The sequence below is a fragment of the Mesorhizobium sp. M1E.F.Ca.ET.045.02.1.1 genome (assembly GCF_003952485.1).
Lineage (GTDB): Bacteria > Pseudomonadota > Alphaproteobacteria > Rhizobiales > Rhizobiaceae > Mesorhizobium.
Map to the genome: position 1 here is coordinate 4,603,697 of NZ_CP034447.1, position 13,371 is coordinate 4,617,067.

The window sequence follows — 13,371 nt, forward strand, 5'->3', positions numbered from 1 at the left end:
CCCGCCTGACATGATCCAGGAGAAAGTGGCGAAGGCAACGGCATCGGGCGAGAGCCCGATGCTGCTTTCCTTACGCAATGTCGGCAAGGCCTTTTCCAACGGGGTGACGGCGCTGAGCAAGGTCAACCTGGCGATCCGGGAGGGCGATTTCCTCAGCCTGCTCGGCCCGTCCGGCTGCGGCAAGTCGACGGCGCTGCGGCTGATCGCCGGCCTGTCGACGCCGACCTCCGGGCAGCTCGACTGGCGCGGCTCGATCGACCGCTCGAATATCGGCTTCGTCTTCCAGGAGCCGACACTGCTGCCTTGGGCCAGCGTCTTCGACAATGTCTGGCTGCCGCTCAGGCTGAAGGGCGTGTCGCGTGCCAGGGCGGAACCCGCTGTGATGGAGATGCTGGCGCGCGTCCACCTCAATGGTTTCGAGAACGCCGTGCCGCGCGAGCTTTCCGGCGGCATGAAGATGCGCGTCTCGATCGCGCGGGCCATGGTGACGAAGCCGCGCATCCTCTTGATGGACGAGCCCTTCGCCGCGCTCGACGAAATTACCCGCTTCAAGCTCAACAACGATCTTCTGGAGCTTTGGCAGGACGAGCGCTTCACCGTCGTCTTCGTCACCCACAGCGTCTTCGAAAGCGTGTTCCTGTCGAGCCGCGTCGTCGTCATGGCCGCGCGGCCGGGTCGTGTCTTCGGCGAGCTCGCCATCGACGCGCCTTATCCGCGCGACGAGGTGTTCCGGACTTCGCCCGACTACGCCGCGCTTTGCCGGCAAGCCTCGGACGTGCTGGTGAATGCCATCAACTCAACTGCCGGACCTCATCATGACGGCCATTGAAGACACCGCGCTGAAGCTCGATCCCGAAGAGGCGCGCCGCGTCCGCCAGGAGCGGCTGGAGCGGATCGGCAAATGGGTGCTGCCGCTGGCGATCATGGTGCTGGCAATCTGGCTGTGGGACCGCATCTGCGTCTGGAACGAGATCCCACAATACATCCTGCCGCGTCCGGGCGTGGTGCTGCAGACGCTGCACGACGATGCCGGGCTGCTGTCTTCCTCACTGCTGGTAACGCTAAAAATAACCTTCCTCAGCCTGCTTCTTGCCGTCATCGGCGGTGTCGGGCTGGCGGTGCTGTTCGCGCAGTCGAAATGGGTGGAGATGTCGTTCTTCCCCTTCGCCATCGTGCTGCAGGTGACGCCGATCGTCGCGATCTTCCCGCTGATCAACATCTACATCAACAACCAGACGACGAAGCTCCTGCTCTGCGCCTGGATCGTGGCCTTCTTCCCGATCCTCTCCAACACCACGCTCGGGCTGAATTCGGTCGACCGCAATCTGCGCGACCTGTTCAAGCTCAACGGCGCGACACGCTGGCAGCAACTACGCTATCTGCGCCTGCCGGCGGCGATGCCCTATTTCCTCGGCGGGCTGAAGATCGCAGGCGGCCTGTCGCTGATCGGCGCGGTGGTGGCCGAATTCGTCGCCGGCGCGCAGGGGCAATCGTCCGGGCTTGCCTCCCGCATCATCGAGGCCGGCTACCGGCTCAATGCGCCCAGGCTGTTCGCGGCGCTGATCCTGATCTCGCTCACCGGCATACTGATCTTCCTGGTTCTGTCGCTGGTGTCGCATCTCATCCTGCGCCGCTGGCACGAGAGCGCGCTGAAGCAGGAGCGGTAGGATGGTTCGTCCCGTCACCCAGGAGCGCAGCAGTTGATTCCGGACTCAGCGTCATACCGGCTTGGCAATGTCCGGCTGCATGCGTCGCTGACGCCGGGCCTCTTCGCAACCTTCGACAGCGACGGCTTCGCGCTCGCCGACATCGCCGTCGCCGACGGCAAGATTGCCAGCATCGTCGCGCATGGCGGATCGAAGGCCTCGGCCGACGCGATCGACCTCGGCGGCCGCATCGTGCTGCCGTGTTTCGTCGACTGCCATACCCATATCGACAAGGGCCACATCTGGCCTCGAAAACCCAATCCCGACGGCACCTTCATGGGTGCGCTCAACGCCACCGGCGCCGACCGTGCGGCGCGCTGGAGCGCGGAGGACGTCGCGCGCCGCATGGATTTCTCGCTGCGCTGCGCTTACGCGCATGGCACCAAGGCCCTGCGGACGCATCTCGACAGCGTGCCGCCGCAGGAGGAGATCTCCTGGCCGGTGTTCGAGACGGTGCGCGAGAGATGGCGCGGCCGCATCGACCTGCAGGCCGCCTGCCTGCTCGGTATCGAAGGCGTGCGCGACAAGGCCTGGTTCGAGCGGCTGGCAAAGCGCGTCGCCGCGGCCAAGGGTGTGCTCGGCGTCGTCACCTACATGGTGCCCGATCTGGAGAAACTGCTCGACCGGGTTTTTGCGCAGGCGATCAAGCATGGGCTCGACCTCGATTTCCATGCCGACGAGACCGATGACGTCGCGGCGATCTCGCTGAAGAAGATCGCCGAGGCCTCGCTATGGAACGGTTTCGAGGGCAACATCCTCGTCGGCCATTGCTGCTCGCTCTCGCGCCAGCCGGATCTCGAGGTGCTCGACACGCTGGACAAGGTGGCGAAGGCGGGCCTCGCCGTGGTGTCGCTGCCGATGTGCAACCTCTATCTGCAGGACAGGCGCAATAATGGAACGACACCGCGCTGGCGCGGCGTGACGCTGCTGCACGAAATGAAAGCGCGCGGCATCAAGGTCTGTATCGCCTCCGACAACACGCGCGACCCATTCTACGCCTATGGCGATCTCGACATGCTCGAAGTCTACCGGATGGCGACGCGCATCCTGCATTTCGACCACCCGGTCGGCGACTGGCCGAAGGCGGTGGCGGCAACGCCGGCCGAGGTGATGCGGCTCGATGATGCCGGAACGCTCGCGGCCGGCGGCAGTGCCGACTTCATCGTCTTCAAGGGACGGAGCTGGACCGAATTGCTGTCGCGGCCCGAATCGGATCGCATCGTGGTGCGTGCGGGCAGGGCGATCGAATGCCGGCTGCCGGACTATACCGAACTCGACGAATTGATGGTGGGATGATGGATACCGCAGCGCTGCAGCGCGATCTTCAAGGACTCAAGATCGACGACCATCCGGCCATCGTCCAGCAGAAGAGCCGCGACTTCTACTGGTACAGCCCGGTGCTGAAGCAGCAGCTCGACCATATCACCGGCGACCTGATCGTCACGCCGAAGAACGAGGAGGAAGTGATCCGCGTGCTCGCCGCCTGCCATCGGCATGGCATCCCGGTGACGCCGCGCGGCAGTGGCACCGGCAATTACGGGCAGGCAATGCCGCTGTCGGGCGGCGTGGTGCTCAACCTCGCCGAGATGAACGAGGTAAAGGCGATCGCGCCAGGGCGCGTCGTGACCGGACCGGGCGCGGTGCTGGCCGATATCGACAAGGCGACGCGCGCGCATTCCAGCCAGGAACTGCGCATGTCGCCGTCCACCTACAACACGGCATCGATCGGCGGCTTCGTCGCCGGCGGCTCAGGCGGTGTCGGCTCGATCCGCTGGGGCGGGTTGCGCGACCTCGGCAACGTCATCCGGCTCAGGACCGTGACGATGGAGGCCGAGCCGCGCGTCATGGAACTGATCGGCGAGGACGTGCTCAAGGTCATGCACGCCTACGGCACCAACGGCATCATCACCGAGGTCGAGATGCCGTTGACGGCCTCCTACGACTGGATCGACGTCATTGTCGGCTTCGACGATTTCATGGACGCGGCCGGCTTCGGCAACGATCTCGCCGTCCAGGATGGCATATTGGCCAAGCTGATCACGTCGATCGCGGCGCCCATTCCTTACGACTATTTCAAGCGGCATCAGAAGTTCTTCAGGCGCGAGCAGAGCATCGTGGTCTGCATGATCGCGCCGCACGCGATGGATGCGTTCGTCGCGTTTGTCCGGGCCAGCAAAGGCGAAATTGTCTTCAGGGCCGACCAGGAGACCGACCTGAAGGGATTGCCGCCGGCCTACGAACTGACCTGGAACCACACGACGCTGCGGGCGATCCGGGTCGATCCGACGATCACCTATCTGCAGGTGCGCTACCCGTCGCCGGATCATCTGGCTCATGTCAAGGCGATGGTCGACCGCTTCGGCGACGAGGTGCCGGCGCATCTCGAATTCATCCGCTTCGATGGCGCCATCGGCGCCGCCGGCCTGCCGCTGGTCCGCTTCACCACGGAGGAACGGCTCGACGAGATCATCCGCATCCATGAGGACAACGGCTGCTGGATCTTCAACCCGCACCGCTACACTCTCGAAGAGGGCGGCATGAAGCAGACGGACGAGGTTCAGCTTACCTTCAAGCGTGAGACCGATCCGCAAGGCCTGCTCAATCCCGGCAAGATGATCGCATGGGAGAACCCAGGCTATGACTATCGCTCCGGCAAGTCCTTCCTGTTCAAGGGGCTGCAAAAGGCGAGTTGATGAACGTCCTCGTGCTTTTCGCTCATCCGGTGGAGACCAGCTTCAATGCCGGCCTGCACCGGATGATCGTCGAGCGGCTCTCGGCGGCGGGACATACGATCGACGACTGTGATCTCTACGCTGAGGACTTCGATCCGCGGATGACGCGGGCCGAACGGCTCGGCTACCACGACCAGCGCGCGCCGGGCGATGCTGTCGCCGGTTACGTCGACCGCCTCAAAAGGGCCGAAGCGCTGGTGCTGTCGTTTCCGGTCTGGAACTACGGCTATCCGGCGATCCTGAAAGGTTTCTTCGACCGCGTCTTCCTGCCCGGCGTATCGTTCAGGCTGGTCGACGGCAAGGTGCAGCCGACGCTGCACAATATCCGGAAGCTTGCCGCCGTCACCACCTATGGCGGCAGCCGGTTCCGGGCGATGCTGATGGGCGATCCGCCGCGCAGGGTCGTAAAGCGCATGCTGCGAGCCACGATAAAGCCCGGCGCGCCCGTCTCCTATCTCGCGCACTATTCGATGAACCTCTCGACCGACGAGACGCGCAAGACCTTCATGGCGAAGGTGGCTGCCAGCATGGACCAATTCTGATGCGCGCGCTGGTGGTCTATTGCCATCCTGTTCCCGAGAGCTATTGCGCGGCGATCCGCGATACGGCGATAGAGGTGCTGAAGGGGAGAGGCTGGGATGTGCGGCTGCTCGATCTCTATGCCGAGAACTTCAATCCGGTGATGAGCTGCGAGGAGCGGCGTTCCTATAACGACCGCGCCCCGGACGATCCGGCGCTCGAGCCGCATTTCGATCATCTTATGTGGGCCGAAGCGATCCTGTTCGTGTACCCGACCTGGTGGTACGGCCTGCCGGCGATGCTGAAAGGCTGGTTCGATCGGGTCTGGGCAACCGAAATCGCCTTCAAGCTGCCGGCCGGCGGAGGGCGGATCACGTCGCTGATGAGGCATGTGACCAAGGTCGGCGTCATCACCACCTGCGGCGCACCGACGTGGTGGAGCGTCGTCGTCGGCCAGCCGGGCCGCAAGACGATCCTGCGCGGCATTCGGGCGCTCTGCGCCACGCGCTGCCGGACATTCTTCCTGGCGCACTATCTGATGGATTCCTCGACGCCGAAGAGCCGGGCGGCGTTCCTTGATAAGGTGCGGGCGAGGCTGGAAAGGTTTTGAGGGCCGGACTTCCCTTCTCCCCTTGTGGGAGAAGGTGGATCGGCGCGCAGCGCCGAGACGGATGAGGGGTATTCCAGCGGAGTGAGACGCTGGCGTTCCCTGGAACACCCCTCATCCGTCGCCTTCGGCGACACCTTCTCCCACAAGGGGAGAAGGGGAAAACCGCGCTACATCCTCACCCGTTCCGCCTTCGGGTCGTACATCGGCTTCAGCGATGCTTCCGCGGCGAAGCGCTCACCGGCGATCTCCACCTCGTAGGACGAGGCCAGAATGTCCGCCTCGCTTTCGCCCTTGCACGGCACATAGCCGAGGCCGATCGCGCCGCCGAGATGATGGCCGTAATTGCCGGAGGTGATCGGGCCGACGATCCTGCCGTCGCGCAGGATCGCCTCGTTGTGGAAGAGCAGGGGCTGCGGGTCCTTGAGGCGAAACTGTACCAGGCGGCGGCTCAAACCGGCCTCTCTTTTCCGCAGCACCGCATCGCGGCCGATGAAGTCGCGTTTGGTCGTCTTCACGGCAAAGCCGAGGCCGGCCTCCAGCACATTGTCCTCGTCGGTGATGTCGTGGCCGAAATGGCGGAAGGCCTTTTCGATGCGGCAGGAATCGAGCGTGTGCAGGCCGCAGAGCTTCAGTCCGACATCGGCGCCGGCATCGGCGATCGCCTCGAAGACATGCGCGGCCTGCTCGGTCGAGACATAGAGCTCCCAGCCCAATTCGCCGACATAGGTGACGCGATGGGCGCGGGCCAGCCCCATTCCGATCTCGATCTCCTGGAATGTGCCGAACGGATTGGCCTCGTTGGAGAAGTCGTTCGGGCTCACCTTCTGGATCAGCTTTCGCGAGTCCGGTCCCATCAGGCAGATGACGGCCTCGGAAGCGGTCACGTCGGTGATGACGACGAACTCGTCGGCGACATGCCGCCGCAGCCAGGCGAGGTCGCGCTGCAAGGTGGCACCCGGCTCGACGAGGAAATAGCCCGTCTCCGAGAGCCGCGTCACGGTGAGGTCGCTCTCGATGCCTCCCTTGGCGTTGAGCATCTGCGTGTAGACGATCCTGCCCGGTTCCACGTCCATGTCGTTGGCGCAGAGCCGCTGCAGGAAGGCACGGGCATCGCGGCCCTCGACGCGGATCTTGCCGAAGGAGGTCATGTCGAACAGGCCGACACCGTTGCGGACTGCCAGATGCTCTTCGCGCTGGTTATCGAACCAATTCTGCCGCTTCCAGGAATAGCGATATTCGCGCTCCTGGCCTTCGCGGGCGAACCAGTTGGCGCGCTCCCAGCCCGCCACCTCGCCGAACACGGCGCCGCTGGCTTTCAGATGCTCATGCAGAGGCGAGCGGCGCACGCCGCGCGAGGTCGCCATCTGACGGTAAGGGAAATGGTCGGCATAGAGCAGGCCGAGCGTTTCGGAGACGCGCTCCTTGAGGTAGAGGCGGTTCTTCTGGAAGGGCTGGGCGCGGCGGATGTCGACTTCCCAGAGGTCGAAGGGTGCCTCGCCGTCACTGATCCACTGCGCCAGCGCCATGCCGGCGCCGCCGGACGAAACGATGCCGATCGAATTGTAGCCGGTCGCCATCCAGTAGCCGGCGAGTTCCGGTGCTTCGCCGAGATAGTAGCGGTCGTCCGGCGTGAAGCTTTCGGGTCCGTTGAAGAAGGTGTGGATGCCGGCCGTGCCCAGCATCGGCATGCGGTTGACGCCCATTTCGAGGATCGGCTCGAAATGATCCATGTCCTCCGGCAACTGGTCGAAGCAGAAATCCTCGCGAATGCCCTCCATGCCCCAAGGCTTAGCCAATGGCTCGAAGGCGCCGAGCATCATCTTGCCGGCGTCTTCCTTGTAGTAGGCGCACTCGTCCGGCACGCGCAGCACCGGCAGGCGGGAGAGTCCGGGGATAGGCTCGGTGACGAGATAGAAATGCTCGCAGGCATGCAGCGGGATGGTGACGCCGTTCTGGCGGCCGAGCTCGCGCGCCCACATGCCGGCGCAGTTGACCACGATATCGGTCTCGATCGTGCCCTGGTCTTCGCCCTGCGCCCAGGAGACGCCGGAGACGCGGCCTTTTTTTGTATGGACCTTGGTGACCTTCACGTTCTCGATGACGGCCGCGCCGCGCTGGCGCGCGCCCTTGGCCAGCGCCATGGCGATGTTGGCCGGATCGCACTGGCCGTCGAGCGGCAGATGCACGGCGCCGACCACGTCGGACACGTTGAGATGCGGATACATCTCCTTGACTTCGCCGGGCGAAATCTCGCGCACGTCGACATCGAAGGCCCGCGCCAACGAGGCCTGCCGGTAGATCTCGTGCTTGCGCTCCTCGGTCAGCGCGACGGTGATCGAGCCGACCTGGCGCATGCCGGTGCCGACATCGGTTTCGGCTTCCAGCTTGACGTAGAGGTCGGCCGAATATTTCGCCAGCCGCGTCATGTTCTGCGAGGCGCGCAACTGGCCGATCAGGCCGGCGGCATGCCAGGTCGTGCCGCAGGTGAGCTGCTTGCGCTCGAGCAGCACGATGTCGGTCCAGCCGAGCTTGGCCAGATGATAGGCGACCGAGCAGCCGGAGACGCCGCCGCCGATGATGACGGCGCGGGCCCTGGTGGGAATGGTCTTGGTCATGCGGCCTCGCGGCGGTAGCTGGAAGCGAAGCGGCGCACGCGAAGCGCTGCTTCCTGAAGGACGGATTCAGGCTGACAGAGGCTGATGCGGATATGGCCGGCTGCAGCGTCGCCGAAGCTCGATCCCGGCATGACGCCGACCTTTTCCTTGTCGAGCAGCGCCCAGGCGAATTTCTCGTCGTCGGGTTCGATGGCGGAGATGTCGAGCATGACGTACATGCCGCCTTCGGAGCCGTGCACGGTGACGTCATTGACGCCGCGTATGGCGTCAAGGAAGACCGCGCGGCGCGCGGCGTAGCGCTCGGCGATTTCCTTCACGCCGTAGTGGTTTTCGAGCGCCTCGGCGCAGGCGATCGAGATGAAGGCCGGCAGGCCGTAGGTCGTCACCAGGTTGAGATCGGTCATCAGCGCGATCATCGCTTTCGGGCCGCTGAGCCAGCCCATGCGCCAGCCGGTCATGCCGTGGCTTTTCGACATCGAGTTGATGACCAGCGTGCGCTCGGCCATGCCGGGCAGCGAGCGCGGCGAGATGTGCTCGCCGCCGCCGAGCGTCCAGTAGACCTCGTCCGACAGCAGCCAGAGATCGCGTTCCTTGCAGATTTCGGCCAGTTGCTCGAGCCGTTCGCGCGAATAGACAGCCCCGGTCGGGTTGTTCGGCGTGTTGATCAGGATGGCGCGGGTATTGGGTCGGAGCGCCGCGCGGATCCTGTCGGCGTGCGGTTGGAAGCCGTCCTCGGCCGGCGTCTCGACCACGGTGAAGCTGGCGCCGGCGGCGCTGAAGGTGTTGGGGTAGGTGGCGTAGTAAGGCGCGACGACGATGGCGTGATCGCCGGGATCGAGCACACCCTGCACGGCAGCGTAGAGCGCGCCCTGGCCACCAGCCGTGGCGATGATCTCGTCCGGTTCCGTCAGGATGCCGGTGCAGGCGGTGGAAGCTGCCGCCATCGCCTTGCGCAGGCGCGGCAGGCCGGGCAAGGGCGTGTAGTGGTGGTTGCTGCCGCGCACGGCGTGGACGCAGGCCTCGATCGTTTCAGAGGGCGTGTCGAAGTCGTGATCGCCGACCGAGAGCACGATGATGTCCTCGCCAGCCTGTTTGCGGGTCCAGGCGGCGAAATGGACTTCCCAGCCGTCCTTGCCGGATGGCACGATGCCGGTAATGCGCTTTGACGGTTTTGGCATCAGGCTCTCAACCTCTCGTTCTTCGGATCCCAGAGCGGCTCGTCCTTCTGCACCACCGCCTTGAAACGGTCGCCGAAGATCTCGACCTCGATGGCCGTGCCGGGCTCGGTCAAATCGGAGCGCAGCATGCCGAGCGCGATCGATTTGCCGACGCGATGGCCCCAGCAGCCTGAGGTCGTCTCGCCGACGATTTTCCCGTCATGCCAGAGCGTCGACATATAGGGCGCATCGCAATCGCCGGGATTTTCGACGACCAGCGTGACGAAGCGCTTCTTCACGCCTTGCTGCTTTTCGCTGAGCAAAGCCGCCTTGCCGCGAAAGTCAGGCTTGTCCCATTTGACGAAGCGCTCCAGCCCGCCCTGCAGGACCGAATAGTCGGTCGACAGATCGCCCTTCCAGGCGCGGTAGCCTTTCTCGAGCCGCAGCGAATCCAGCGCATACATGCCGAAGGGTTTCAGGCCGTGCTTCTGGCCGGCGGCCCAGACGGCGTCGAAGACAGTCGTCGTGTCGGCGACCTTGGTGTGGATTTCCCAGCCAAGCTCGCCGGCGAAGGAGACGCGCACCAGCTTCGCCCAGCGTCCGGCAATGGTCGTCTCCTGATGAGTCAGCCAGGGCAAGGTCAGGTCGGCGTCGCAGACCTCGGACAGTATATTGCGTGAATTCGGGCCGGCGAGGATCTGCGTCGAGTACTCCTCGGTGCGGTCGGTCAGCGTGAAGGCAGCATCGGCCGGCATCCGCGATTTCAGCCATTCGAAATCGTGCCATTGCGCCACCGCCGCGGTGATCAGCGTCATCTGGTCTTCGCCGTGGCGCACGACCGACATTTCGGTGACGATGCGGCCCTTGTCGTCAGCGAAATAGACGAGGCCGATCCGGCCGGGCTTCGGCACCAGGCCTGTGACCTGCAGCGCCAGCCAGTCGGCGGCCCCCGGGCCTTCGAGGTTGAAACGCGAGAAACCGGGCAGGTCGAGGATGCCGGCGGCATCGCGCACGGCCAGGCATTCCTCACGCACGCGGTGCTGCCACGGCCCGTCGCGGCGGAAGGTCAGCGTCGCTTCCTCCGAAATGTCGTCGCCGGGCTTCGCGTACCAGGTGGCGCGTTCCCAGCCGTTATAGGCGTCGAACTGGCCGCCCAGCGCCTTGATGCGATCGTGCAGCGGCGAGTGCTTGCGATCGCGCCCGGCCGGCCAGGCATGACGCGGGAACTGGATGGCGTATTCGTTGCCGTAAATTTCCAGGCCCTTGGCGACGCAATAGTCGGGCGCGGAGGCGAAGGACGTGAAGCGGCGCGGGTCGCATGACCACATGTCCCATTCGGTCTGGCCCTCGGTCACCCATTCCGCCAGCACCTTGCCGGCGCCGCCGCCTTGCGCGATGCCGAAGGTGAAGACGCAAGCCTCGAAGGCGTTCGGCACGCCGGGCATCGGCCCGATAAGCGGGTTGCCGTCCGGCGCGTAGGGGATCGGCCCGTTTATGACTTTCGAAAGGCCGGCGGTGCCCAGGATCGGCACGCGGGCGACGGCGTCGGCAAGATAGTGCTCCAGCCGGTCGAGATCGTCGGGGAAGAGCTGGAAGGAGAAATCCTCCGGCATCGGATCGTTATGCGTCGCCCAATGCGCGCGGCAATTGCGCTCATAGGGGCCGAGATTCATGCCGGTCTTCTCCTGGCGCAGGTAATAGGACGTGTCGACGTCGCGCAGCAGCGGCAACTTGTGGCCCTGTTCCTTGGTCCAGGCGGCGAGCTCGGGGATTTCCTCGAACAAAATGTACTGATGGCTCATCACCATCATCGGCACCTCGCGGCCGAACATTTTTCCAACTTCGGCGGCGCGGTAGCCGGCGGCGTTGATGACGATCTCGCAACGGATCTCGCCTTGCGGCGTCGTGACCACCCATTCGCCGTTCTCGCGGCGGACGCCGGTGACCGGGCAGAAGCGGATGATCTTCGCGCCCATGTCGCGCGCACCCTTGGCAAGGGCCTGCGTCAACTGCGCGGGGTCGATGTCGCCGTCGCTCGGATCGTAGAGCGCGCCCTTCAGGTCATGCGTCTCGATGAAGGGGTAGCGGCGCTTGATCTCTTCGAGGCCGACGACGTCGATGTCCATGCCCTGGTAGCGGCCCATGCCCCTGGCGCGCTGGAACTCCTGCATGCGCTCCTTGGTATGGGCGAGCCTCAGCGAGCCGGTGACATGGTAGTTCATCGGATAGTCGACCGCCTCCGCGAGGCCGCGGTAGAGCTCGGTCGAATAGCGCTGCATGTTCATCAGCGACCAGGACGAGGAGAAGGTCGGCACGTTGCCGGCGGCATGCCAGGTCGAGCCGGAGGTCAGCTCGTTCTTTTCAAGCAGCAAGCAGTCGGTCCAGCCGGCCTTGCAGAGGTGGTAGAGCGACGAGGTGCCGACGACGCCGCCCCCGATGATCACCACGCGCGCCGTGCTCGGCAAACCGGCCATGTTTCTTCCTCCCAAGCTTTAACTCAATACACCGGCGGCGAAACCACCCAGATGACGACCGCCGGCTCGGCGCCTGGATTGCGCCAGCGAAACGGCTTGCCTTCGAAACGGAAGCTGTCGCCTTCGCCAAGCTGGTGCCAGACACCGCCGATCTCGATCTCGAAAGTGCCCGACGCGACATAACCCGCTTCTTCCGTCGGACGGCGCGCTTGGGTCTTCAGTTCCGCGCCTGGCGCGAAGACCGAGCGCAACATCTCGAAGCTACCGCCGAGGTCAGGCGACAGAAGCTCCTCCACGAGGCCCGATTCGCTTGTGCCAAGCGAGCGGCGGCTGCCGGCGCGCACAACCACGCCACGCTCCTTCTCGGCAGGCACATCATGGCTGAAGAACAGGCTAAGTGGCACGCCGAAGAGCTCGGCGAAGGCCCTGAGGTCGCCGAGCGAAGGGATCGACAGGCCGCGCTCGACCTGGCTGATCCAGCCGACCGAGCGGCCGAGTTTCAAAGCGATCTCGGCAAGCGTCAGCCCGCGCGCCTTGCGCAGCGCGCGAATATCGCCGGCCAGCAGCCGTTCGCCATTATCCTGTTCCGATCTGACAGCGGTCGAGGCCAATCGCGTCTCTGTCCGAAATTGAGCGTGAAAAAATCTGAACGATTTTCATGAGAAAGCAAGCCCATGAAAAAATCAAGTGGATTTTCATGAAACACAAGATTTGCTTGCGTGATTTTGGCGGTTGATGCAAAGGCTCGCCTACGAACGGCGGGTGGGGCGTCCGGTCGGGACCAGTTTAGTTTTTGTGTCTGCGGATGGTCGTTGCGGAAACCGGATTCCGGCCATGCCTGAAGGGACGGCCCATGCTGGATAAGAATAGCCGGATGGCGCTCGATGCGGCGACCGTCGACGAGGCGATCACCTCGCGCCGGTCCGTGCGCGCCTTTTTGCCCGACATGGTCGACGACAGCACGATCCGCGATATCCTGGCGGTGGCGGCGCGGGCGCCGTCGGGCACCAACATGCAGCCCTGGCGGGTCTATGTGACCAAGGGCGAGGTCAAGCAGCGCATCAGCGACGCGATCCTCGATTCCGGCATCCGTGCCGAGAAGGCGGAATGGGACGAGTACCGCTACTATCCCGACCAGTTCTTCGAGCCTTATCTCAGCCGGCGCCGCGCCAACGGCTTCGGTCTCTACGGCGCGATCGGCATCGGCCGGCGCGAAGTCGACAAGATGCGGGCGCAGCATGACCGCAACTTCATCTTCTTCGACGCGCCGGTCGGCATGATCTTCACGGTCGACCGGCGGCTGAACAAGGGATCATGGATCGACTACGGCATGTTCCTTCAGAACATCATGGTCGCGGCGCGGGGCAGGGGGCTGCATACCTGTCCGCAGGCGGCCTTCGCGCCTTACCACCGGCAGATTCGTCCAGTGCTCAACATTCCCGACGAGGAAGTCGTCGTCTGCGGCATGGCGCTTGGCTATGAGGACAACTCGAAGCCCGAGAATGAATTCCGCACCGACCGCGCGCCGCTCGAGGACTGGGTGACGTTCGCGGAATAG

11 protein-coding genes are annotated in these 13,371 nt (G+C 64.5%); 7 read left to right on the forward strand and 4 right to left on the reverse strand.

The genetic code is table 11. The annotated features are described in order from the left end of the window. Positions 1–10 precede the first annotated feature (10 nt). From EJ070_RS22115 to EJ070_RS22140, 6 genes are read left to right on the forward strand one after another with little or no spacing between them, the layout of a single operon-like run. Positions 11–829, forward strand: a complete 819-nt coding sequence (locus tag EJ070_RS22115) for an ABC transporter ATP-binding protein (RefSeq protein ID WP_126093249.1) — start codon at positions 11–13, stop codon at positions 827–829. Continuing rightward, positions 816–1,667 (forward strand): ABC transporter permease, encoded by an 852-nt coding sequence (locus EJ070_RS22120; protein WP_126093250.1) that lies wholly within the window; start codon positions 816–818, stop codon positions 1,665–1,667. Before EJ070_RS22115 ends, EJ070_RS22120 begins: the two co-directional genes overlap by 14 nt. A gap of 33 nt (positions 1,668–1,700) precedes the next feature. Beyond that, entirely contained in the window at positions 1,701–3,002 is a 1,302-nt protein-coding gene (locus tag EJ070_RS22125; RefSeq protein ID WP_126093251.1) for a cytosine deaminase, read from the forward strand. Continuing rightward, a complete protein-coding gene (locus EJ070_RS22130; RefSeq protein ID WP_126095859.1) occupies positions 3,002–4,399 on the forward strand; it encodes an FAD-binding oxidoreductase in 1,398 nt (465 codons plus the stop codon). Before EJ070_RS22125 ends, EJ070_RS22130 begins: the two co-directional genes overlap by 1 nt. Continuing rightward, positions 4,399–4,980, forward strand: a complete 582-nt coding sequence (locus tag EJ070_RS22135; protein ID WP_189350000.1) for an NAD(P)H-dependent oxidoreductase — start codon at positions 4,399–4,401, stop codon at positions 4,978–4,980. Before EJ070_RS22130 ends, EJ070_RS22135 begins: the two co-directional genes overlap by 1 nt. After that, positions 4,980–5,567 (forward strand): NAD(P)H-dependent oxidoreductase, encoded by a 588-nt coding sequence (locus EJ070_RS22140; protein ID WP_126093253.1) that lies wholly within the window; start codon positions 4,980–4,982, stop codon positions 5,565–5,567. The genes EJ070_RS22135 and EJ070_RS22140 overlap by 1 nt, the downstream gene beginning before the upstream one ends. A 167-nt stretch (positions 5,568–5,734) precedes the next feature. On the opposite strand, the gene EJ070_RS22145 is transcribed toward EJ070_RS22140, so the two are convergent. From EJ070_RS22145 to EJ070_RS22160, 4 genes are read right to left on the reverse strand one after another with little or no spacing between them, the layout of a single operon-like run. Continuing rightward, positions 5,735–8,182 (reverse strand): FAD-dependent oxidoreductase, encoded by a 2,448-nt coding sequence (locus EJ070_RS22145; RefSeq protein ID WP_126093254.1) that lies wholly within the window; start codon positions 8,180–8,182, stop codon positions 5,735–5,737. Then, a complete protein-coding gene (locus EJ070_RS22150; RefSeq protein ID WP_126093255.1) occupies positions 8,179–9,360 on the reverse strand; it encodes a pyridoxal phosphate-dependent aminotransferase in 1,182 nt (393 codons plus the stop codon). The genes EJ070_RS22145 and EJ070_RS22150 overlap by 4 nt, the downstream gene beginning before the upstream one ends. Beyond that, complete coding sequence (locus EJ070_RS22155; protein WP_126093256.1) at positions 9,360–11,813, reverse strand: FAD-dependent oxidoreductase; 2,454 nt, start codon at positions 11,811–11,813, stop codon at positions 9,360–9,362. Before EJ070_RS22155 ends, EJ070_RS22150 begins: the two co-directional genes overlap by 1 nt. A 23-nt stretch (positions 11,814–11,836) precedes the next feature. After that, positions 11,837–12,424: an XRE family transcriptional regulator gene (locus tag EJ070_RS22160; protein WP_126093257.1), complete on the reverse strand. Its 588-nt coding sequence runs from the start codon at positions 12,422–12,424 to the stop codon at positions 11,837–11,839. A gap of 242 nt (positions 12,425–12,666) precedes the next feature. Between EJ070_RS22160 and EJ070_RS22165 the strand changes: the two genes are divergently transcribed. After that, positions 12,667–13,371 (forward strand): nitroreductase, encoded by a 705-nt coding sequence (locus tag EJ070_RS22165; RefSeq protein ID WP_126093258.1) that lies wholly within the window; start codon positions 12,667–12,669, stop codon positions 13,369–13,371.